Annotated in this window: 18 protein-coding genes; 9 read left to right on the top strand and 9 right to left on the bottom strand. The window is 53.8% G+C overall.

The features are described 5' to 3' along the window. The 4 genes from hsdR to ACFOSD_RS05840 form a co-directional block, all read right to left on the bottom strand. Window positions 1-2,319 (bottom strand): EcoAI/FtnUII family type I restriction enzme subunit R, encoded by a 2,319-nt coding sequence (gene hsdR / locus ACFOSD_RS05855; RefSeq protein ID WP_380692626.1) that lies wholly within the window; start codon window positions 2,317-2,319, stop codon window positions 1-3. A gap of 228 nt (window positions 2,320-2,547) precedes the next feature. Next, the gene (locus ACFOSD_RS05850; RefSeq protein ID WP_380692627.1) at window positions 2,548-3,261 is read right to left on the bottom strand and encodes an ABC transporter permease; all 714 of its coding nucleotides are present in this window, start codon (window positions 3,259-3,261) and stop codon (window positions 2,548-2,550) included. Beyond that, the gene (locus ACFOSD_RS05845; protein ID WP_380692628.1) at window positions 3,258-4,007 is read right to left on the bottom strand and encodes an ABC transporter permease; all 750 of its coding nucleotides are present in this window, start codon (window positions 4,005-4,007) and stop codon (window positions 3,258-3,260) included. Before ACFOSD_RS05845 ends, ACFOSD_RS05850 begins: the two co-directional genes overlap by 4 nt. Window positions 4,008-4,046: 39 nt before the next feature. Then, window positions 4,047-4,820, bottom strand: coding sequence for an ABC transporter ATP-binding protein (locus tag ACFOSD_RS05840; RefSeq protein ID WP_380692629.1), 774 nt, complete (start codon window positions 4,818-4,820; stop codon window positions 4,047-4,049). Window positions 4,821-5,187: 367 nt separating this feature from the next. Between ACFOSD_RS05840 and iadA the strand changes: the two genes are divergently transcribed. The 3 genes from iadA to ACFOSD_RS05825 all read left to right on the top strand — a co-directional run bounded on the left by iadA (window position 5,188) and on the right by ACFOSD_RS05825 (window position 8,268). After that, window positions 5,188-6,357, top strand: coding sequence for a beta-aspartyl-peptidase (iadA, locus tag ACFOSD_RS05835; RefSeq protein ID WP_380692630.1), 1,170 nt, complete (start codon window positions 5,188-5,190; stop codon window positions 6,355-6,357). Window positions 6,358-6,365: 8 nt separating this feature from the next. Beyond that, entirely contained in the window at window positions 6,366-7,298 is a 933-nt protein-coding gene (locus ACFOSD_RS05830; protein WP_380692632.1) for an isopenicillin N synthase family dioxygenase, read from the top strand. A gap of 85 nt (window positions 7,299-7,383) precedes the next feature. Then, complete coding sequence (locus ACFOSD_RS05825) at window positions 7,384-8,268, top strand: aspartoacylase (protein WP_380692633.1); 885 nt, start codon at window positions 7,384-7,386, stop codon at window positions 8,266-8,268. On the opposite strand, the gene ACFOSD_RS05820 is transcribed toward ACFOSD_RS05825, so the two are convergent. Next, window positions 8,265-9,251: a glutathione S-transferase family protein gene (locus ACFOSD_RS05820; protein WP_380692634.1), complete on the bottom strand. Its 987-nt coding sequence runs from the start codon at window positions 9,249-9,251 to the stop codon at window positions 8,265-8,267. The two genes, ACFOSD_RS05825 and ACFOSD_RS05820, sit on opposite strands and share 4 nt — an antisense overlap. Before the next feature lie 276 nt (window positions 9,252-9,527). Here ACFOSD_RS05820 and pip point away from each other — a divergent pair, with 276 nt between their 5' ends. The 4 genes from pip to dtd all read left to right on the top strand — a co-directional run bounded on the left by pip (window position 9,528) and on the right by dtd (window position 13,762). Further along, window positions 9,528-10,490 (top strand): prolyl aminopeptidase, encoded by a 963-nt coding sequence (gene pip / locus ACFOSD_RS05815; protein ID WP_380692635.1) that lies wholly within the window; start codon window positions 9,528-9,530, stop codon window positions 10,488-10,490. Continuing rightward, window positions 10,447-12,555 carry a GNAT family N-acetyltransferase gene (locus ACFOSD_RS05810; RefSeq protein WP_380692637.1) on the top strand — a complete coding sequence of 703 codons (2,109 nt, stop codon included), beginning with the start codon at window positions 10,447-10,449 and terminating at the stop codon, window positions 12,553-12,555. The genes pip and ACFOSD_RS05810 overlap by 44 nt, the downstream gene beginning before the upstream one ends. A 154-nt stretch (window positions 12,556-12,709) precedes the next feature. Next, window positions 12,710-13,309, top strand: coding sequence for a histidine phosphatase family protein (locus ACFOSD_RS05805; RefSeq protein WP_380692638.1), 600 nt, complete (start codon window positions 12,710-12,712; stop codon window positions 13,307-13,309). 15 nt (window positions 13,310-13,324) lie between these two features. Continuing rightward, a complete protein-coding gene (gene dtd / locus ACFOSD_RS05800) occupies window positions 13,325-13,762 on the top strand; it encodes a D-aminoacyl-tRNA deacylase (RefSeq protein WP_380692640.1) in 438 nt (145 codons plus the stop codon). A 53-nt stretch (window positions 13,763-13,815) separates the two neighbouring features. Here the strand turns inward: dtd and ACFOSD_RS05795 are convergent, their stop codons facing one another. Beyond that, window positions 13,816-14,886, bottom strand: a complete 1,071-nt coding sequence (locus tag ACFOSD_RS05795; RefSeq protein ID WP_380692641.1) for a serine hydrolase domain-containing protein — start codon at window positions 14,884-14,886, stop codon at window positions 13,816-13,818. Between the two features lie 144 nt (window positions 14,887-15,030). Further along, window positions 15,031-15,924: a TIGR01777 family oxidoreductase gene (locus tag ACFOSD_RS05790; RefSeq protein ID WP_380692642.1), complete on the bottom strand. Its 894-nt coding sequence runs from the start codon at window positions 15,922-15,924 to the stop codon at window positions 15,031-15,033. Between the two features lie 132 nt (window positions 15,925-16,056). Between ACFOSD_RS05790 and ppx the strand changes: the two genes are divergently transcribed. Beyond that, window positions 16,057-17,595: an exopolyphosphatase gene (gene ppx / locus ACFOSD_RS05785; protein ID WP_380692643.1), complete on the top strand. Its 1,539-nt coding sequence runs from the start codon at window positions 16,057-16,059 to the stop codon at window positions 17,593-17,595. Between the two features lie 120 nt (window positions 17,596-17,715). Here the strand turns inward: ppx and ppk1 are convergent, their stop codons facing one another. Together ppk1 and ACFOSD_RS05775 are read right to left on the bottom strand one after the other, a co-directional pair. Beyond that, window positions 17,716-19,785: a polyphosphate kinase 1 gene (gene ppk1 / locus ACFOSD_RS05780; protein WP_380692645.1), complete on the bottom strand. Its 2,070-nt coding sequence runs from the start codon at window positions 19,783-19,785 to the stop codon at window positions 17,716-17,718. Window positions 19,786-20,045: 260 nt separating this feature from the next. Beyond that, window positions 20,046-20,603, bottom strand: coding sequence for a hypoxanthine-guanine phosphoribosyltransferase (locus tag ACFOSD_RS05775; protein ID WP_380692646.1), 558 nt, complete (start codon window positions 20,601-20,603; stop codon window positions 20,046-20,048). A gap of 77 nt (window positions 20,604-20,680) precedes the next feature. Between ACFOSD_RS05775 and ACFOSD_RS05770 the strand changes: the two genes are divergently transcribed. After that, entirely contained in the window at window positions 20,681-21,193 is a 513-nt protein-coding gene (locus tag ACFOSD_RS05770) for a dihydrofolate reductase (RefSeq protein ID WP_380692647.1), read from the top strand. Window positions 21,194-21,461 lie beyond the last annotated feature (268 nt).

The following is a 21,461-nucleotide window of genomic DNA, read 5'->3' as shown; positions in this document are numbered from 1 at the left end:
TCAACTCACATGATAAAGCTGTTTTTGAAGTTGTTTGAAGGCCGTGAGCAATTGCGCAGGTTTACCACCAAATGCCATGGAAGCATCTTTGGTTGTTCCAAGACCGGATAGTTCGATCAGAGCTGGCAGGCGATCACGTGACAGTTCTGTAGCGCCAGTTTGCTCGTAGCGGTTCAGAACAAAATGCAGGAATTGCTTCGCCTTTTCCTGTTGGTACTGGTCGAAAAAAGCGCTGTTGGCTCGCACTGCTTCTGCTCTGGATTTACGGGTAGCCATGGGTTGTTCAAAGGCTAGAAACGCCAACAGATCGAACATATCGCAATCTTCCGCTTCAAACATACGACGCAGGGTGGAGAGCTGCTCTTTGTCAAAGCCCGCCTGTACCAGTTTTGCCAGAAGTTGTTCGCGAAGATCTGGATCTGACCAAATGTCACGAAGCTCATCAACACTTTTGAACAATCCGGGGAGTTGTTGAATTAACCGTTCAACAAATTCCTGAATGCTGAGCGGTTTGCCATTTTCGTCTATATAGCGAGTTTCGATATCAATGACCTTAAGTTCGCGGTGTTTACCAAGTTTCACTCTCAGTCTTGGGCGCGGCTCACTCGTTTCTGTATCAGGGCCTTCGCCGCCTTCCGGAGGCTCTGGTGTATAAGGCGGGGTTGGCTCTCTGATTCCTGCTGGTTCAGGCGCTTCAGGCTCGCCGTCCCATTCCTCATCATAAAAGTTATTCGTTGCGCCCCGAAAATCCACGATGGTGAAGTAGTCTTTACCGTCAAACACACGGGTGCCGCGCCCAATGATTTGTTTGAACTCCACCATTGAGCCTATAATGCGATCCAGTACCACGTTACGCACGTTACGGGCATCGACCCCTGTTGTGAGCATTTGTGAAGAGGTAATAATGGTGGGTATATCTTTGTCGTTATCCTGAAACTTCTCCAATAGCTCGCGTCCGACTTTGCCTTCGTCGCTGGTGACTCGTACACAGTAAAGCGGGTCTTTTACGGCTTTGTATTTATTGATCATGTCGCGCATGGTCAGCGCATGATTCTGGTTTTCGCAAAAGACAATGGTTTTTTCTAGTGGATTGATATTGTCCAAAATGGCTTTTGCGACCAGTTCGGTGCGCTCATCAACAATAATTTTTCGGTCATAGTCTTCGACCTGATACAAATCCTGACCAGATTCACCTTCGACGATCACGTCATCTTTGGTAAGCACCAATTCATCCAGATTGGTTCTAACTCGCTTAACTCGGTAGGGAGTCAAGAAGCCATCATTGATACCGTCTTTCAGTGAATAGACATAAGCAGGCTGACCAAAATATTCATAGGTGTCTACGTTGTCTGTACGTTTCGGCGTGGCGGTTAAGCCAAGATGCACGGCACTACTGAAGTGCTCCAAAATAGCTCGCCAAGAGCCTGTGTCATTAGCAGCACCTCGGTGACACTCATCAATCAACACAAGATCAAAGAAATCCTTTGGGTACGCTTTGTAGTAGCCATCAATGTTTTCTCGCTCCGCAATCGCCTGATAGATCGCGAAAAATATGTGGGCATTGGTTGGCACCACACCATTGCGTTTACGTACTTCTTCCCCGTTGATTTTGATCAGGTCTTTTTCATAGGGGTTGAAGGTATTAATCGCCTGGTCGGCCAGGATATTACGGTCGGCCAGAAACAGAACCCGTGGCCTGCGTGAACCGGGGGCGTCGCGGTTCCAGCGAGCCTGAAAAACTTTGTGAACGATTTGAAAGGCGATGAAGGTTTTACCGGTACCGGTGGCCAGTGTGAGCAAAATGCGGGATTTGCCTTGGCCAATGGCATCGGTAGCTGCATGAACTGCCAGCTCTTGATAATAACGTGGTTGCATGGCCCCTTCTATCTGGAAAGGGATATTTCTAAGCTCCTGGCTTAAATCTGTGGTTTCTTCGGCATAGCGTTTTTCTAGCTCAGCAGGCGTTGGGTAGAACTCAATATAGTCGCCTTTACCTGTTTCCAGATCGAATTCATAGGTTTGTTTTCCATTACTGGAATAGACAAAGCGAACGCGAAGCTTGTTCGCATAGTCGATGGCTTGTTGCAGACCTTTAGTTGGATGCTCGGATTCTTTCTTAGCTTCGACTACTGCCAGATAACGGTTGTCTTTGTGAAGTAAGTAATCCACGAAGCAACGTCGTCCACGTACTCCTCCGGCCATTTTTCTGCCGTCGGTGAAGTAATGCTCGCGAATAATATTGCTCGGCTGCCAAGAAGCTGAATGTAGTGCGGGGTCAATGTAGTTTGCTCTTGTATCTGCCTCGGAAGCTCTAATCATCACCAATCCCTGCGTACTACCAATCTGTTGGTCAGCTAAAAGTACCTTACAAGGTATCAGATTGCCAACCATCGAGTTCAGAATGATCTAAGACTACAGCTTTTGCCGAAAGTGAACCTTGTATATGAAAGACTAAAAGGTAGGAATTGATAATAACGGGTCGGTCGTAACCGACCCCTACCGTAGGGGTCAAACAAGATTGACCCGTTGACTGCATGCCACCGAACGTTACTGCAAATGCGCGAGGTACTTTTGCTCCAACCGCTTGAACAGGTAAACCAACGCAAACGTCAGCACCAGATAAATCGCCGCCACAAACAGGAACGAGGTGAACGGTGCGTAGTAGCGCGAGAAGATATCGCGTGCGGCGCCGGTCAAGTCGATGATGGTGACTACACTGGCAATGGAGCTGGCGTGCAGCATAAAGATCACTTCGTTGCTGTAGGCCGGTAGCGCGCGACGCAATGCACTGGGTAATTTAATCCGCGTGATCACTTGCCATGGGGTAAAGCCATAGGCCTGGGCCGCTTCAATTTCGCCGTGCGGTGTCTGCTTGATGGCACCGCGCAAAATTTCCGTGGTGTACGCTGCTGTGTTCAACACAAAGGCAATCAACAACGGTACATAGGCTTCACGAAAAATAACCCAGAAGATCGAATCCTGAATACCCTCGATGAAGGTCACGCCGTAATAAATGATGTAAAGCTGAATCAGCAAGGGTGTGCCACGAAATACATAGGTGTAGCACCATATTGGCCCACTGATCCACCAATGTTTGCTCGTTCGGCCGACAGCCAAAGGTACTGCCAACACCAAACCAACCAACAAAGCCAGAAAGACTAGCTGCACCGTCATCACCAAACCGCCCCAATAATGCAGGATGGTTTCGGTGTTCAAAATGAGATTGTCGGCGAGGAAAATGTCTAAAAATTGTTCAATCATGACGATACCACTCCCCGACTGAAACGCTTGTTGATCAGCTTCATGCCAATTTCCGACACCGCCGTCAGCAACAGGTAGATCGCGGCCACCGGCAAGAAGAAGGCAAAGGGTTCATTCATGGTGCGGGATGCTCGCGAGGCGACCAAGGTCATATCCTGCAGGCCGATGATCGACACCAAAGCGGTAGTTTTCAACAATACCATCCAGTTATTGCCCAAGCTGGGCAGTGCATGGCGCACCATTTGCGGGAATAAAATGCGTGTAAACACCTGCACGCCGCTCATGCCGTACGCTTGACCGGCCTCAATTTGGCCTTTCGGCACGGCCAGAAAGGCACCGCGGAAGCTTTCGCCCATGTACGCACCAAAGATAAACCCAATGGTGACCACACCCGCGGTAAACTGATGAATTTCAACAAACAAATTCGGGTTATCAAACTGGCTGCCGACCCAATACAACAGATTGTTCAAGCCAATCTGGCCACCGTAGAAAATCAACAGCATCAACACCAAATCCGGTACGCCACGAATCAGCGTGGTGTAGGTGGTGGCTGCACCGCGGGCCACGCGGTTTTTGGAAAGTTTTGCGATGGCCGTCAACAACCCTAAAACCAAGGCCAGCGCCAAAGCCATGAAAGCCAACTGAATGGTGAGCCACGCACCGGTCATGATGCTACAGCCATAGCCATGTAGCCCTAAACCGATGCTCTCGTAGAAGCCTTGGCAGTCAAATGTATTTTCGTTCATGGTTGCACCTTGAATCGTCAAATGTGGGGAACCGACCCTTTAATACTTCGGCGTCAGGAACTGCTGTAAACGTTCCGAGCTGGGGTTGTTGAACACCACTTTGGGGTCACCCTGTTCTTCAATCTGACCTTGGTGCAGGAATAACACCTTATTGGATACATCACGAGCAAACGACATCTCGTGCGTGACCACGATCATGGTGCGGCCTTCTTCGGCCAGATCGCGCATCACCTGCAACACTTCACCGACCAATTCCGGGTCTAGCGCAGAGGTCGGCTCATCGAACAACAACACTTCCGGCTCCATCGCCAACGCTCGGGCAATCGCCGCCCGCTGCTGTTGGCCGCCCGACATTTGTACCGGGTAGGCGTCTTTACGATGCGTTAAACCCACTTTTTCCAATAAAGCTTCGCCGCGCGCGACGGCTTCGTCTTTACTGAGCCCGAGCACACGACGTGGCGCTTCGATCACGTTTTCCAAAACCGTCATGTGGGACCACAGATTAAAATTCTGAAACACCATCGCCAACCGGGCCCGCATTAATTGCACTTGTTTCATATCGGCCGGGGCACGGGTGCCATCACGCAAGGTTTTGAACAGAATGGGGTCGCCATGCACTTGAATATCGCCGGAGGTGGGCGTTTCCAACAGGTTAATGCAGCGTAAGAAGGTGCTTTTTCCGGAGCCTGAAGAGCCAATGAGCGAAATCACGTCGCCTTTTTGTGCGGTTAACGAGATACCTTTCAGTACCTCTTGGTCGCCGAAGGATTTATGAACGTCCTTCACCACCAATGGGGGCTGTTGTGTTGTCATGGGTACTCCACTGTTCAAAGGCTTTTTATTTGGGCACTTAACTGCAAATTCGGAACCGATGGCGCAACGCATGGATGCCCTGCAACTGCATGGGCAGACGGGGCGAACGCAGCAACCCTGTTAGAATTGTTCGGTGCTCGTTTAGCGCATCTTGCCGACTATCTTTCTGGTAAACCAAAATGAATGCAACCGTCACGCCAAAAATGTGCATAAAACTGTCGCAAATTTGAAGAATTCCAACCGTTTTACGCACGAAAAAAAATGCAGAACTGGTATGTTGTGCGGCACAACTTACAATAACGGCCGTGTGTAGAGCGTCATCCACTGTTATACACCCCTGCGGCCTTGCCCAGAATTAGGAGAAATCATGAGCGACTTCCAGCCGCCGGCCGTTGGCCATCTATTGTTACGCAATGCCGATGTGCATGCGCCGAGCCGACAGGGCGTGCAGGACATCCTGGTCATCGCCGGCAAGATTGCTGCCCTAGGGAAGAACCTTGAAGTATCGGGTATTCCTGAATTGGTGGATCTGGACGCCCAAGGCTTGCCGGTGTCGCCGGGCTTGGTCGATACCTTAACCCACATTACCGGTGGGGGTGGTGAAGGCGGTTACAGTACCCGCATGCCTTGTATGCCGGTTGAGGATGCCTGGACCAGCGGCGTAACGACCGTAACCGGGGCGCTGGGCACCGATGCGGTGCATCGCACCCATGCCGACCTTCTTGGTCATGCGCGCTTTTTGCAAAGCCATGGCATCAGCGCCTACATCTATGCAGGCCATTATCACCTACCGATCAAAACCCTAACGGGCAGTGTGCAGACAGATATTGCCTACATTCCTGATGTCATTGGCGTGGGCGAGGTCGCCATTGCCGACCATCGCGGTAGCCATCCCAGTGTTGAGGAACTGGCGCGTCTGGCGGCGGAAGTGCGCGTGGGTGCGATGTTGGCGGGTAAGAAAGGCGTCTTGAGCATTCATGTCGGCGACCATCACTCAGGCCTTAGTACACTGCACGCCGCCGCCGACCGCTATCCGGTCAAGCTCAGTCATTTTTATCCCACTCATATCAATCGGCATGAAGATTTGCTGCAACAGGGTTTTACCTTCGCGAAAGGTGGCGGCATGATTGACTTCACCGCTACGAACAACGAAAGTCTATTAGCGGCCGGTGATATCGACAGCCCCATTGCCATTGCGCGGGCCTTGGAAGCGGGTGTGCCGCTAAGCCAACTCACCATGTCAACCGATGCGTACGCCAGCCTGCCCGAATTTGATGCCGACGGGCGGTTTTTACGCGTCGATATGGGGCGCTTGGACAGCTTGGCTAACGCCATTCGTCGAGGCTGTGGCGAGGTAGGCCTAACGTTCTCCTCGCTGCTGCAAACCGCCACGCTTAACCCAGCGAACGCCTTGGGGCTGTGGCATAAGGGGCGCCTGACCGTCGGTGCCGACGCCGACTTTATCATTTGGAGCAAAGACCTCAACGTCAACGCAACCATTACTCGTGGCCTCGTACGGCGCGAACTTTCTGTGTAGGACAGGTTATGACACAACAGATCCCAACCCTTGATATCCAACGTTTCACCACCGACCGTTCCGCTTTTGTGCAGGCGTTGGGGGATACCTATGCCGAATGGGGTTTCGCCGGTATTTCAGGCCATGGCATTGACCCGGAATTAATCACCCGTGCCATGGCGGTGGCGGAACAATTTTTTGCTCTACCAGCCGACACCAAGGTTGGCTACAAGAGCACCTATGGCGGTGCGCGCGGCTATACGCCATTTGGGGTTGAGGTGGCGAAGGGTGCCCAGCATGTTGACCTAAAAGAGTTCTGGCATGTCGGCCGCGAAGTTGAAGGCACGCCACGCTACCCACAACTGTTACCCAACGCGTGGCCCAGCGAAGTACCCGAATTCAAGCCGGTCATGCTGGCGCTGTATGACGCCCTCGATCAACTTGGACGCCAGGTATTGCGTGCTCTCGCGCTCTATTTAGGCCAAGAAGAAACCTACTTCGAAGACAAAGTCGACAGCGGCAACAGCATTTTGCGCGCCTTGCATTACCCGCCCGTTCAGGATGAAGGCACCCCGAGCGTGCGCGCCGCCGCCCATGAAGACATCAACCTGATTACCTTATTGGTCGGATCGCGACAAAGCGGCTTGGAAGTGTTGAGCCAAAAAGGTGACTGGGTGCCCATCTCCATCATCCCCGGCACCATCATTGTGAACATTGGCGATATGCTGCAACGCCTGAGTAACCATGTGTTGCCCAGCACCACCCATCGCGTGGTGAACCCGGCGGGTGCGGCAGCGCAAGAAAGCCGGTATTCCATTCCGTTTTTTCTGCACCCGAATCCCGATGCTTCGCTGGATGCTTTACCGGAATGCGTGACTGCTGAGAACCCAAAACGCTATCCACCGATCACCGCCAACGAATATTTAGAAGAGCGCTTGCGCGAAATCGGTTTGCTGAAGTAAGTTCAGCGGTCTATCGTAGGAGCGCAGCCCTCTGCGCGAAATTGTTAAGACGATCTGAGTCGACTACCTAAACAAGAGAGCTATCATGACCATCCAGCACGTCGCCATTGTCGGCGGTACGCACGGTAACGAAATCACCGGTTTGCATCTGGTGCAACATTGGCAGGAAAGCCCGGACGAAGTGCTGCGCAACTCTTTTGCGACCGAACTGCACATCGCCAACCCGCAGGCCAATCGCATCATGAAGCGCTATGTCGATCAGGATCTGAACCGGCAATTCGCGCTGGAAGACTTGAACAACACGGCGCTGACCAATTATGAGCAAAGCCGTGCCAAAGCGATCAATCACATGCTGGGGCCAAAAGAAGACCCGCGTGTGGATTTTGTGATTGATCTGCACACCACAACCGCCAATATGGGGCTGACGCTGGTCATTTCAGAAAACTCACCCTTTCTGATTGGTATGGCGTTTTATATCAAAAGCCACATGCCAGAAACGGTACTGTTTTATGAACCCAAGGAACGGTTGGATGATTATTTTCTTGCCAGCTTGGGGCGACACAATGGCTTATTGATCGAAGTTGGCCCCACACCGCAAGGTTTGCTGCGCGCCGACGTTTACGATCTAACCCGCCGTGCCACCCTGCATGCCTTGGACTACATCGAGCACACGAACCGGGGCGATGTCCTCGATTTGCCGGATTCTTACGAAGCCTTTGAGTTTGTCGACACCATCAAACTGCCCGAAAGCACGGATGGCCGCCGCTGGGGCATGGTGCACCCCAGCGTGCAAGATCAAGATTACCAGCCGATCAACCCTGGCGATCCCCTGTTCCTGACCTTTTCCGGCGAAGTGATTCCGTACTCCGGAAACGCCACACACTACTTAGCGTTCGTGAACGAAGCGGCCTATTACGACCGCAACATTGGGGTAAGCTTGATGAACAAGATCACCCTACAACGCCCTTAGGACGCGCGGCGGTGTGGCCGGTCTAACTGGAGGCTCGGCCCCTTAGGCACCACCCGCGTCGGGTTAATGGTGTCGTGGCTGTAGTAGTAATGTCGCTTGATGTGCGTCAAATCCGTTGTGGCGGCTACCCCTGGCTGTTGATACAGCTCACGCAAGTACTCACTCAGGTTGGGGTAGTCTTCGATGCGTTTCAGGTTGCACTTAAAGTGGCCTACGTACACGGCATCGAACCGCACCAGCGTTGTAAACAACCGCCAGTCTGCTTCGGTGATCTGATCACCCGCCAGGTATCGGCGTTCACCCAGCAGACCGTCGAGCCATTCCAGACTGTCGAACAAAGCGGTAAAGGCTTCTTCATAGGCCGCTTGCGTGGTCGCAAAGCCGGACTTGTACACGCCGTTATTGACGGTGTGATACACCCGCTCATTGATCTGGTCGATTTCGGCACGCAAGGCTTCCGGGTAGAAATCCAAGGTGTTGCCGGTTAAGTCGTTGAACGCGCTGTTCAGCATGCGGATGATTTCCGCCGACTCGTTACTGACAATGGTATTGCGTTGTTTATCCCACAACACCGGCACGGTCACGCGACCGCTGTAGTCGGCTTGGGTGCGGGTATACACTTGATGCAAGAAATCGTAGCCGAACAGGTCATCGCCCACCGGGGTGCTGGAATCCAGTTCCGGGCCGGAGAATTCCCAACCATTGCTCAGCATGTCGGGGTGCACCGCGGATACACTGATGTGTTCGTCCAAGCCTTTAAGGTGGCGGAAAATCAGCGTGCGATGCGCCCACGGGCAAGCCATGGAAACATAAAGGTGATAACGCCCGAATTCGGCTTTGAAGCCCGCATCGCCGGTAGGACCAGCGCTACCGTCAGCGGTTACCCAGGAACGGAATTGCGCGTCTTCGCGCACGAATTTACCGCCGCTTTTGCTGGTGTCGTACCACTCGTCGTGCCATTGGCCGTCAACTAATAAGCCCATAATGCTGTCTCCCCTTTTCAGTTACTGCACATTATGACGGCTTACACCCAGTATGAAATTGTAAGTATCTGAACGCCCGCTTCAAAAAAAGTGAATAAGCTGACCACCTACTATCATTCCGGGATTTACCGACATTCATTCCGAAATTTACTTGTGTTAAAAGTGATACAGGGCACACCTTCGCCATTGAAACATGTGCGATCAAACTCAAAAAAGCATGGCTCAGCACCCCGTAAGCGGCTATGTTAACAACAGTTCTTCAGGTAGAGTCTGACCATGCGCTATTACCACCCTGACATTCAGCCTTACCATTCTGACCACCTACCGGTGGGTGAAGGCCACAAGATCTGGTTTGCGGAAAGTGGCAACCGCGACGGCATTCCGGTCGTCATTCTGCATGGCGGCCCCGGAGCGGGCAGCGCCGACAAAGACCGTGGATTTTTCGACCCCCGCCAGTACCGCATTATTCAACTGGACCAACGCGGTTGCGGGCGCTCTACCCCGCATGGCGCACTGGAAAACAATACGCCACATCATTTAGTGGCCGACTTGGAAGCGCTGCGCGCGCACCTAGGCATTACACAATGGGTGTTGTTTGGCGGCTCGTGGGGTTCAACACTGGCGTTGTTGTACGGGCAAACACATCCCGCCGCGGTTTTGGGGTTCATCTTGCGCGGCATCTTTTTAGGTCGCCCGGAGGATTTATCCTGGCTGTATGAGAACGGTGCAGGGCGGATTTTCCCGGAACACTGGCAAAAATTTTGTGCCGCGGTCGACTACGAGACCCCGTTGCTCGACACCTACTATCATCGCTTAACCGGTGCCGACGAGCTCGAAGCACTGCGAGTTGCCAAAGCATGGGCCGCTTGGGAAGGGCTGATTGCCACGTTGAAACCCAGCCCGAAAACCGTGGCGCGCTTCATCAACCCGCACACCGCGCTTTCGATGGCGCGTATTTCAGCACACTATTTCGTGCAACAGTGCTTTCTCGATGACAACCAACTGTTGCGCGATATGCCCAAGATCGCTGATTTGCCGGCCATTATTGTGCACGGTCGCTACGACATGATATGCCCCATGGACAATGCCTGGGCCTTAAAACAAGCGTGGCCCGGTGCGCGCCTTGAGGTGATTCGCGAAGCTGGTCATTCAGCGCACGACCCCGCCATGGCGGATGCCTTGATCCGGGCGACCGATGACTTGGCGCATGACCTTGGTGTGCCCGACCGAAGTGCTTAACGCGGCAATCCGTTCATCGCTCATGATGCATTCGACCACGCTATCCGATGATTTTCCACCGCGCCGACTGCTGATCCTGTGCGGGCCGGATGATTGGATAACCCACCAGCTTGCCCAGCGCCCAACACGGCCAGTCGGTCCAGATGTACGCCTTTCTGTTGGCGTGCGCTTGCCCGACCACCAAACCATTCCGGCCAAGCAAGTGCAGCGTGTACTCGGATGCAGCGCCGAGAGCATCATCCTTGACTGGCGAAGCGGCTGGAACACCAACCACCTCAGCGCCCTGAGCGGCTGTATAAGAGCGGGCGGGATCTTGGTCATTTTGTTAGCCGACGAAGCTGCCTGGCCACAGGTCTATGCGTGGGATGCCGACTTTGCATGTACCGAGCCTCCGCCATTTTTTGCGCACGTTGTTCGGTGTTTACGACACCCAAGTGTACGCTGGCGGACACCGGAACAGCCCCCGACACCCGCCGAATGGGTGCCCGCACCATGGTCTGGCCTGCCCCCCAACGCACCCGTAGTCACCGAGCAATCCGCCGTCATTCAGGCATTGATTAGCCTGCCAGAGCAGCACGCCCATCATATTTTATTCACGGCACCCCGTGGGCGCGGTAAAAGCACAGCACTGGTCAAAGCCGCCAGCGCGCTGGCTCGCCATCAACCGGTCGTTCTAACCGCACCGCTGCTCGACCAACGCACACAGCTGACCGATTTACTGGCGCAGCATCACCATGCAGACCATGCGCCACCGAGCGTTCTGGCGTGGGATGCTTTACCTGACAGCTTGGCACCCGATACGATACTGATGGTCGACGAAGCCGCTGCATTCGGTTTGCCACGCTTACGCTGGCTGGCCAAACAGGGTAAGCGGCGTGTATTTGCCAGCACCACCGACGGCTATGAAGGCAGTGGGCAGGGGTTTCGATTGCGGTTTCTGCCCTGGCTACGTCAACAACGTGGGGGAACAAAAGAACTCACACTGCATCGTCCTTTGCGCTGGGCGGAGGCAGACGCGCTTGAACAACTCGTCAACGCGGCCCTGTTGCAAGACATAAGCCTGCAGGACACCAGCACGCACGACATTACCCCCAAAAGCCGCGACATCGAGAAAACGCTGCAATGGTGGAGCACAGAACAACTTTTAGCTCCGCGCTGGCAAACACGGTGGAGCCATTTATTGCGGGCAACACATTACCAAACCCGACCGGAAGACGTACGCCAAACCCTGGACGATGCGGCCGTACGCGCACTCGCCTGGGTAGACAACGACAACCTGTGTGGTCTGTTGTTAAGCCTTGAAGAACCCCCTATAGACAACGACTTAGCCAAATCCGTTTGGTTAGGCACACGCCGACCGGCGCAACAACAAGCCAAGCAAAGCATCATTGGTCAATTAGGTCATTTGACCGCCGGACACTGGCGCGGGCAACGCATTTGGCGCTTAGCGGTAGACCCCCGGCAACAGCGTCAGGGTGGAGGAAACGCCTTAGTTTCCGCCACCATCGCGCACGCACAACAGCAGGGTTATGACTATGTGGCTACCAGCTTTGGTCTGACCCCCGAATTGATAGACTTCTGGGCCGCCTCGGGTGCTTGGCGTTTGGTTCGCATTGGACAAACCGTCGACGCCGCCAGCGGCGCGCGTTCCGGCTTATGGATAAACCCCTTAAGCCCTGAAGTGAACGCTTGGAGTCAAACCGCACAGGAAGCGCTCTGCGAACAAGGGTTGTTGCAGCCGGACATCTGGCAGGGCTTAGATGATTCAATACTGCTCGCGCTGCTCGATCATCTGCCTGCGCCACCTCTGAATGCCGTTGCTCAGCAACGCGTACAGCACTGGTGCGCCAGCCAACAGCCGATAACAGGCGTCCGCGCATGGGTTTGTGTGGCTTGGTGGGCGGCACGTCAACACGGCTTTCGACATGCCGACGACGACCTATTGCTGCGTCTTTTATGGCGCGGTGAACACTGGCAAGCAGCACAACGCCACCGACCCGGTGACGACCAAAAAGCCCTCTGGCGACGGTTGAAAAATCGACTTTCCCTGTACCTCAACCACTAACCCACCGTGCTCCATGCTGGCTTAGGGGGTTCGCTTATGGTAAAAGACAAAGCGGTTGAGCGGTGCATCGACCTGATTATTTTACGCCCGGCTCGACATTCAACAGTTTTGGACCGCAAGGCACTTAAGCCTTGTAGCCCCTAGAGGTGCCACTATGATTTATCTTGTTCGCCATGGCGAAACCGTATGGAATGCAGAACAGCGCCGCCAAGGGCGCGGTGATTCACCCCTCACGGAAAAGGGCATAGCGCAGTCGCGTGCTCTGGGGCGTACGTTAAAAACCATGCTGGAAAGTGAAAAAAGCATCACCTTGGTGACCAGTCCGGCGGGCCGGTCGCGGCGCACGGCGGCCATCATTGCCGAAGAATTGGGCATCGCCCATGAACGCATTCAGACCACACCGCTGTTGCAAGAAATGGACTTTGGCGGCTGGCAAGGCCTAACCGACGCGGAAATCGCCGACCAGTTCCCCGAGCAATGGCGCGAGCGCGAACTGAACCGCTGGTTTTTCGTCTACCCGGACGGTGAAAGCTACCCTGTATTGTGCAGCCGCGTTGCCCAATGGATGGAAACCGCGCAAAACCAGCATGGCGTTATCGTGGCGGTTACGCACCAGTGGACCAGTCGGGCCATTCGTGGGCAGTACCTGCGATTGCCGAAAGAAGACATGTTTGAACTGATGCACGCACCCGAACACATCATTGAGCTGCGTAATAACGAGCAACGGGTGTTTCGTGTGCATGAAGAAGACTGAGGAAACTCACTCCCGGTGAAAGCTTTATTGCAGCGTGTAACGCACGCCTCCGTGGTGGTTGATGGCAATACCGTGGGCGCCATCGACACCGGGTTGTTGGTCTTAGTCGGCATTGAACCTGCCGACACCCCAAGCATCAGTGCGCGTATGCTCGAACGGTTGCTGAACTACCGGGTATTCCCCGACCAGGAAGGCCGCATGAATTGTAGCTTGCGGGATATCGGTGGGGGTTTGTTACTGGTTTCGCAGTTCACCTTGGCGGCCGAAACCAAGAAGGGCAATCGCCCGGGGTTTTCCACGGCGGCGGCCCCCGACCTCGCGGAGACCTTATTCAACGATCTGGTGCAGCAAGCACAGCGCTTGCATCAACCCGTTGCCACTGGCCGTTTTGGTGCCGACATGCAGGTATCTCTGACGAACGATGGGCCGGTAACGTTTCTTTTAGAGCTATAAAGTTCGACAAACGTCAGATTGAGAAAAGGAAGTTTTTAATTACCAGCCGCCTGTTACCAACCATAATCACGCCGTACCGCCGCTACCACCTTCTCGATGACCCGGTCACCCCGATCTCCATTCGCCATCACCACAACTCCATTGCCACTGCGCGTTTGTCCCAACACAAAGGTACGATATCCCGCGGTGCTGCCACGTAGGGAAAATTCGGTTTCCGAGCCACGCCGCTCCACCGACCATCCCAGGCCCCAGCGGCAACCTTGAGGACTCAACAAGGCGCTCACCAGATCCGGGTCGGTGATAATTCGGCCTTGCCCACGGACGGTCGCCATGACTTCGAGCACGATACGAGCCAAGTCAGTTGGCGTCGCCCACAGCCCCTTCGCCGCATGTTCATGATAACGCCGGAATCCACCGGGAATAACTTTACCGCGCCAATCATGGCCTAGGGCGGGCGAGGGCAAGCCGATCAATTGATAACGGGCAGGAATGTTAAGTGGGGTAAATACCGCAATATTTTGCCAACTGGCGAAGGTCCAATCGGATTGCTGTTCCAGCCAATACGCCAGCACTTCGTAACCCGCCGCTGAATAATCACAATTTTCACCCGGCTGGCTGGCAAGTAATACCGGTGCCGAGTTCGCCGCACCTTGTCCGGTGAGCATCTCGCTCCATGTCGGAGGCATTTCACCCACCGCATAGCCTCGGAAACTGGTGGGGCTTAAGCCATGCCGGTGGCTCAGCAAATCCCGTAGGGTAACGGCATTACCCGACCAACCACGGCGGTCGGCAATCTGCCAGTCGGCCAACCCTTCATTGACGACCAGGTCCAAATGGCCACCCGAGTCTTGCAGCCAGGCAAGAACGCCCAAGGCCGTCACCGGCATACTCAAGTCCCCGGCTTGAAACGGCGTGGTGACACTGATGGACCGATTCAGATCCATACTGGCGGTTCCTACCGCCCACTGCTCAACCACGCGAAAGTTTTGTAGCACCACAACACTGACTGCAGGCACATGGGCACGCGCCATGATTTCATCGAGTGTCGCTCGACATTCCGGATTGTCAGTCGGATCCGTACAGGGGATTACCGCGCGGCCACAACCGACCAACACGCTTACCACGCAAAGTAGCATAAACACTGTTTTACAGCGCCAAAACAACCCCATGAGCACCTAAACTTTGCCGGTTTCTAAACAGACGACATGATGCCACAGGCAAGCCTTATTCGACCAGCGTCCCGACCGAATACCCCTATCTAAAGCACCTCAAGCATCAACGATCGCTAGCAACGCAGCGGCAACCGTTTCATGCTGCCAATGAAAACCCTCCGCCTTCAGGCGCTCCGGAAGGGCGCGCGTGCTGGACAACATCAACTGTGCCCGCTGACCCAGCAATAGTCCCAAGGCCCACTGCGGTGGTGTCAGCCATACCGGGCGATGCAAGGTCTTCCCCAGCGTTTGTGCAAACTCTGCATAGCGCACCGGATGGGGAGCGGTCAGGTTATAAGGCCCTTGCGCTGTGGGTGTTCCGAGTAACGCAACGGTAGCCGCTACCCAGTCGTCCAGATGAATCCAACTGTACCAAAACTGCCCACGCCCTAATGATCCACCCAAGCCCAAACGAAACAACGGCAGCAGCGGTTGCAGCAAACCACCTTCACCCAGTACCAGACCTGTACGCAACAACACCGTGCGGATGCCCTCAGTTTCTGCTTGCAAGGCCGCACGCTCCCACGCCTGCACCAATTCAGCCGCCCAATCCTGGCCCGCTGGGCTTTGCTCATTCAGCGTGGTGTCGCCCGCATCCCCATAGATACCCACTGCCGAACCCGACAAGAATACCTGCGGGCGCACAGGGCGCTGCAGCATCCAATCCACCAAGGCTTGGGTATGGTCGACCCGGCTGCGCCACAAGGTGGCTTTGCGCTTGTCCGTCCAAGGCAGGGTAAACAGGTTAGCCCCGGTAAGGTTGATCACGGCATCCACATCGCCGTGTATGTCCTGCAGTGTTGCCACCCACTCAACGTTCAAATCGGGCTGGCGTCGCTTTTGTCGTTCCGGCTCGCGGCTGTGAATCACTACCTTGTGGCCTTGTAGTAACAGATCTCGACACAGTGCTTGGCCTAAAAAGCCACTGCCTCCGGTAATGAGTACTCGCATCGTTAACCCTCTCAGTTATCGTTTTTATCTTCATGCTGTCATCAAGGTTTGCTACCCTGCTCAAAACATTGCGCAACCCTAAGACATTAAAGGTACTCTCTTCCTTAAACACCTACGAACACAGGCCAAAATATGTTCACCATCAGCGAATTATTTCGTAAAACGCCCAATGAATTTGCTGCCATTGATTTGGGCTCAAATTCGTTTCACATGGTCGTTGCTCGACAGGAAGACGGTGAACTGCGGATTCTTGATCGACTCAAAGAATCTGTCCGTTTGGGGTTTGGCCTAACCCCCGAAGGTGATTTGGATGACGCGGCAAAAGAGCGTGCGCTGGCCTGTTTGCGCCGCTTTGGTGAGCGCCTAAGCCACTTGCCATCGGGTTCTGTACGCTGTGTTGGCACCAAAACCTTACGCTCGGCGAACAACACAGAAGCTTTCTTGAGCGCAGCGGAAGACGCCTTGGGGCATCCTATTGAAATCATCTCGGGCGCTGAAGAAGCGCGTTTAATCTACGACGGCGTAGCGCACAGTTTAGCCGGGCAAGCGGGCAATCGCCTGGTGGTCGACATTGGCGGTGGCAGCACCGAAATCATCATTGGCAAACAGTTCAGCATCGACTTCAAAGACAGCCTCGGCATGGGCTGTGTCGCCATTACTCGACAGTTTTTCCCCGACGGCAAAGTCACTGGCAAAGCCATTCAAGCCGCACTGATGTCGTGTTGGCAAGAGATCGAGCCCATATTGCGCACGCTCAAGCGCTTCCAGTGGGAGCATGAAGTGGGTGCCAGTGGCACCATCAAGGCGGCGTTTAAAGTGTGTCAGGCCAATGGCTGGGGCACCCATGGCATTACCCTGGAAGGGTTGGAAAAAATCTGCACTCACTATGAAGCACATGGCAATGTTGAGGGCCTTTCTTTGCCGGGGCTTTCCGCTGACCGTGAACCGGTGTTTCTGGGTGGCGTGATTGTATTACGCGCTCTGTTCGAGAGCTTACAACTGAAATCGATGGAAGCTTCTCAAGGGGCGTTGCGTGAAGGGTTGCTGTACGACTTAGTGGGCCGCTATGGCAACCAAGACATTCGTGAAACCAGTGTGCGTCAACTTGCCCAGCGCTTTCATGTCGATACCGAACAGGCCGAACGAGTGGCGAACACAGCCCTTGAGTTAATGCAGCAAGTGCAACAAGAATGGGACCTCAACCCGGAAGAGGCCGGGCGTTATCTGCGCTGGAGCGCCTACTTACTCGAAGTCGGCTTGGACATCGCGCACGCCAACTTTCACAAACACAGTGCTTACATCTGTGAACACAGCGACATGGCGGGGTTCTCGCAACAAGAGCAACAAATATTGGCGTTTTTGGTGTTGAGCCAACGGAAGAAATTTCCCGCTAAAACGTACAAAGAACAGAAAGACAAAGAAACCGTCGATAAAGCCATTCAGCGATTGTCCGTGCTGCTTCGCTTGGCCGTCATTCTGCACCGGGCCAGAGCGGACCACAGCGACATTCGCATCACCTTAAGTGCGCAAAAGAAAAAGCTCGCGCTGCATCTTGCGCCACCCTGGTTCGCCGAACAGCCTCTGTTGCAAGCCGATTTAGCCTCCGAAGCGCAGCATTTAGCTGCCATTGGTTATGAGTTAAGCCTAGACGCCCCGTCACCATCGACTTAAAATTCGGCAGGCACGCGCAAGGGGCGTATTAAAGCGACTTGCGGGAGGGTCGTGACCCCTCCCCTGCAACGCGTCCTATCGGCGTAGGGGTCATTCACGAATGACCCGATAAGTGAACGGTTACGGGCTCCGCGTTAGCGTTTCCAATAAGCGTTCTTGTGCCGAAAAGCGGTCTTCCCCGTCCGCGGGCGAATGACGGTAATATTCGCCGTCACTGTGCAATTCCCACGCTTGGCAATTGTCTTTCAGATAGTACTCGATTTCCCGAATGACTTTTTCTCTCAGCCTTTTCTGCAAAATCGGAAAACCGGTTTCGACGCGGTGGAACATATTGCGTTCCATCCAGTCTGCACTGGCCGCCCAAACTTCGGGTTCACCATTATTGTGGAAAATGAAAATCCGTGTGTGCTCCAAAAAGCGCCCCACAATCGAACGTACCCGAATGTTCTCTGATACACCGGGCACGCCGGGACGAATCTGGCAGATACCGCGAATCACCAGATCAATCTGCACACCGGCTTGCGATGCTTCATACAACTTGCGCGTTAAATGCTCTTCCCACAGTGAGTTCATCTTCGCCACAATACGCGCTGGCTTACCGGCTTTCGCGTTGCTGATTTCTTGCTCTATGCGCTTCATCATGCCTTTGTGCAAGGTAAAGGGCGCATGCAGCAAATGCTCCATTTTGGATACCTTACCCAAACTGGTGAGCTGCAAGAAGATGCGGTAAACATCATCACCCACCGCTTCATTCGCGGTCAGCAACCCATAATCGGTGTATATCCGGCTGGTGCGGGCATGATAGTTCCCCGTACCCAAGTGCACATAATTGCGCAATATGCCGTTCTCGCGGCGCGCCACCAGCACCATTTTGGCGTGTGTTTTATAGCCGACCACGCCATACACCACATGGATACCGACATCTTGCAGCTTAGCTGACAATGCTACGTTGGCTTCTTCGTCAAAGCGCGCGCGCAGTTCCACCACCACGGTGACTTCTTTACCCGCTTTGGCGGCAGCCACCAAGGCATCCACAATCACCGAATTAGGGCCAGTGCGGTATAGGGTTTGTTTGATCGCCAGTACGTGCGGATCTTTCGCGGCTTGGCGCAGAAATTCAACGACAGTGCGGAAAGAATCAAAGGGATGGTGCAATAAGATGTCTTGCTTGCGGATCACCTCAAACAGACTGTCTTTCTTTTGCACCGCACGCGGCATGCTGGAGGTAAAGGCCGGGTATTCCAAGTCGCTGCGTTCGGCCAAATCAATCAGTTGATTCAGGCGGTTCAGATTGACGGGGCCATCCACCCGATACAGGTCAGCCGCCGTCATTTCAAATTGTTTCAGCAGGAAAGCCACCAAGACATCCGGGCAGTTCTGCGCGACTTCCAAGCGCACTTCATCGCCGTATTGGCGATAGACCAACTCGCCTTCAATCGCGCGGCGCAAATCGCCCTGTTCTTCTTCGTCCACAAACAATTCCGAGTTACGTGTCACCCGAAATTGATAGCAGCCCACTGGCGTGATGCCGTAAAACAAATCGTCGATGAAGGCATGGATGATAGACGATACAAACACCACACCCTGCCCGCCCTCGGGCATGAGTTCGCTGGGTAAACGCAGCATATCGGGCAAGCCTCGCGGTACCGGCACGATGGCCATACCGCTGTTCCGGCCAAAGGCATCTTTGCCTTCCAGTTGCACAATAAAGTTTAGGCTTTTGTTCAGAATGCGGGGAAACGGGTGCGCGGGGTCGAGCCCCATGGGTGACAGCAGGGGCAGAATTTCGTCTTCAAAATACGCATGCAGCCATTCGGTTTGCGGTTTTGTCCAAGCATCACGTTTGAGCACATGCAAACCCACGCCATGCAGCAAAGGCAATAGGTGGTCGTTCAACAGAGCGTATTGATCAGTCACCAGCGCATGGGCGCGCGTACTGATCATATCCAATAACTCTTGTGGCCCCAGATTGTCTGGCCCGGTCGTTTGAATACCGGCTTCCAAACGCTCTTTCAAGCCGCCAACCCGAACTTCGAAGAATTCATCAATGTTGGACGCTGAAATACACAAAAACCGCAACCGCTCCAGTAAAGGCAAACTTTCTTCCATGGCTTGCGCCAACACACGGCGATGAAACGCCAACAAACTCAATTCACGGTTAAAAAAATGTTCGGCGCTGAAAGTGCTCATGCAGGTGCGTGATTCCTGTTAAAAAATGCTTTTTAACAGCATAGCACAGGCTTTGTGGCAAATTGGTGACCAAACACGCCTACGCGATGCGATGTCGTCTTTAACAACGCTGGCTTGAGAATGCGTAACACATAAAACCCCAGAGGCGATAAGCCAGCGCGGCAAAAATATCCGAGATGAGCCGAGCTTACTGCCGGTAAGTGAGCGATTCGAGGGAATTTTTAACAACGCTGGCTTGAGAAAAAGGGGTTTTATCCTAACTACATGCCCTTAACGGCATAGATCCCCGGCGCATTCCGCCAATACCCTTTGTAATCCATACCGAACCCGAACACATAGCGATCAACACATTCCAAGCCAATGTAGTCGATGGCCATATCCGGCCGGACTTTGCGGTCGTGGATTTTGTTGATCAATACCGCAACACGCACCTCTTCTGCACCCGCCGCATGGCAATGGTCGACAATGGCCGCTAAGGTGCCGCCTTCGTCGTAGATATCATCGACAATTAACACGCTACGGTCTTTCACATCCTGCATCGGGAAAGCCCGCCAGTCGAGCGAGCTGCCGTGGGTTTCATTGCGATAACGGGTAGCATGCAAGTAGCTGATTTCTAAAGGAAACGTGAGTCGCGTAACCAAGTGACCGGTCAGTACCAGGGCGCCGTTCATGACGGAATAGACCACCGGGTTGCGATCACCCATGGTGCTGTTGATGGCTTCTGCCATCCGGTCTATGGCGGCGCTGACATCGGCTGCGGAATACAGCTCATCGGCTTGGGCATAGACTTGGGTAATCTCGTTGGGTACTGGGTGCATAACAATTGGGTCCAATAGATAAAACTCGTGACCGGCGTATAATCCAGAACCTGAATCGAAAGTACAAGGGCAAGACCATGCAGAAAGCGTTAATTTGGGCACAAGCCGCCAATGGCGTTATTGGGCGTAACAATGCGTTGCCTTGGTATTTACCCAACGATTTAAAATTTTTTAAGGCCATGACCTTCGGCAAACCGGTAATTATGGGGCGAAAAACCTTCGATTCCATTGGCAGACCCTTACCGGGGCGCACCAATATTGTGCTTTCGCGTCAACCTGATGCGCTCCCAGCGGGCGTCATCGGTGTAACTACGTTGGCGGACGCATACGCTCAGGCAGAAGCCAAAGCGCTGATCGATGGGCAAGACGAAATCATCGTTATGGGCGGTGCCCAGCTGTATGCCCTTGCTCTGCCGGATGCCGACCGACTCTACATCACCCACGTCCATGCCGATGTCGAGGGTGATGCTTGGGCACCCGAAGTCGACTGGTCGCAATTTACCGAGCGCCAGCGCGAGGATTTCACGGCGGAAGGTCCGAACCCTTACCCGTATTCCTTCGTGCTGTATGAGCGGGATTCAGGCGCTTAATGCCGCTACTGTGCAAAAATCTGTACACATTGATGAACGAAATTCCGGCATATTCGCGGTGTACCGTCAAAAGCGTTTGAAATTCTTGACCGACCTGTCTAGCCTAGCCAGTGTTAATCTGCTGAGACAAAAACTATAAATCAGTGTTTACCCTACATACCAAGCGCAAACGTAACGTTATTTGTACATACTGCATCGTTTTAGTTTGACCAGATGTTCAACTGTGGCGTAATGTTTGCTGTGACGTGTGGCTGGGTGTAGAGACGGT

Source organism: Salinispirillum marinum, assembly GCF_042650105.1.
In the GTDB taxonomy this organism is placed as follows: Bacteria; Pseudomonadota; Gammaproteobacteria; order Pseudomonadales; family Natronospirillaceae; genus Salinispirillum; species Salinispirillum marinum.
Note: the sequence above shows the minus strand (reverse complement) of the source record. Positions and strands in the feature narration are given on the sequence as shown.

What these genes read in the sequence shown, in the direction of transcription:
- ACFOSD_RS05775 (WP_380692646.1), bottom strand. Translation starts at nt 20,603, where the DNA reads ATGCACCCAGTACCCAACGAGATTACCCAAGTCTATGCCCAAGCCGAT.
- ACFOSD_RS05770 (WP_380692647.1), top strand. Translation starts at nt 20,681, where the DNA reads ATGCAGAAAGCGTTAATTTGGGCACAAGCCGCCAATGGCGTTATTGGG.
- ACFOSD_RS05810 (WP_380692637.1), top strand. Translation starts at nt 10,447, where the DNA reads ATGACTTGGCGCATGACCTTGGTGTGCCCGACCGAAGTGCTTAACGCG.
- ACFOSD_RS05790 (WP_380692642.1), bottom strand. Translation starts at nt 15,924, where the DNA reads ATGCGAGTACTCATTACCGGAGGCAGTGGCTTTTTAGGCCAAGCACTG.
- ACFOSD_RS05830 (WP_380692632.1), top strand. Translation starts at nt 6,366, where the DNA reads ATGACACAACAGATCCCAACCCTTGATATCCAACGTTTCACCACCGAC.
- ACFOSD_RS05825 (WP_380692633.1), top strand. Translation starts at nt 7,384, where the DNA reads ATGACCATCCAGCACGTCGCCATTGTCGGCGGTACGCACGGTAACGAA.
- ACFOSD_RS05845 (WP_380692628.1), bottom strand. Translation starts at nt 4,007, where the DNA reads ATGAACGAAAATACATTTGACTGCCAAGGCTTCTACGAGAGCATCGGT.
- ACFOSD_RS05820 (WP_380692634.1), bottom strand. Translation starts at nt 9,251, where the DNA reads ATGGGCTTATTAGTTGACGGCCAATGGCACGACGAGTGGTACGACACC.
- ppk1 (WP_380692645.1), bottom strand. Translation starts at nt 19,785, where the DNA reads ATGAGCACTTTCAGCGCCGAACATTTTTTTAACCGTGAATTGAGTTTG.
- ACFOSD_RS05840 (WP_380692629.1), bottom strand. Translation starts at nt 4,820, where the DNA reads ATGACAACACAACAGCCCCCATTGGTGGTGAAGGACGTTCATAAATCC.
- ACFOSD_RS05850 (WP_380692627.1), bottom strand. Translation starts at nt 3,261, where the DNA reads ATGATTGAACAATTTTTAGACATTTTCCTCGCCGACAATCTCATTTTG.
- pip (WP_380692635.1), top strand. Translation starts at nt 9,528, where the DNA reads ATGCGCTATTACCACCCTGACATTCAGCCTTACCATTCTGACCACCTA.
- iadA (WP_380692630.1), top strand. Translation starts at nt 5,188, where the DNA reads ATGAGCGACTTCCAGCCGCCGGCCGTTGGCCATCTATTGTTACGCAAT.
- ACFOSD_RS05805 (WP_380692638.1), top strand. Translation starts at nt 12,710, where the DNA reads ATGATTTATCTTGTTCGCCATGGCGAAACCGTATGGAATGCAGAACAG.
- ppx (WP_380692643.1), top strand. Translation starts at nt 16,057, where the DNA reads ATGTTCACCATCAGCGAATTATTTCGTAAAACGCCCAATGAATTTGCT.
- hsdR (WP_380692626.1), bottom strand. Translation starts at nt 2,319, where the DNA reads ATGATTAGAGCTTCCGAGGCAGATACAAGAGCAAACTACATTGACCCC.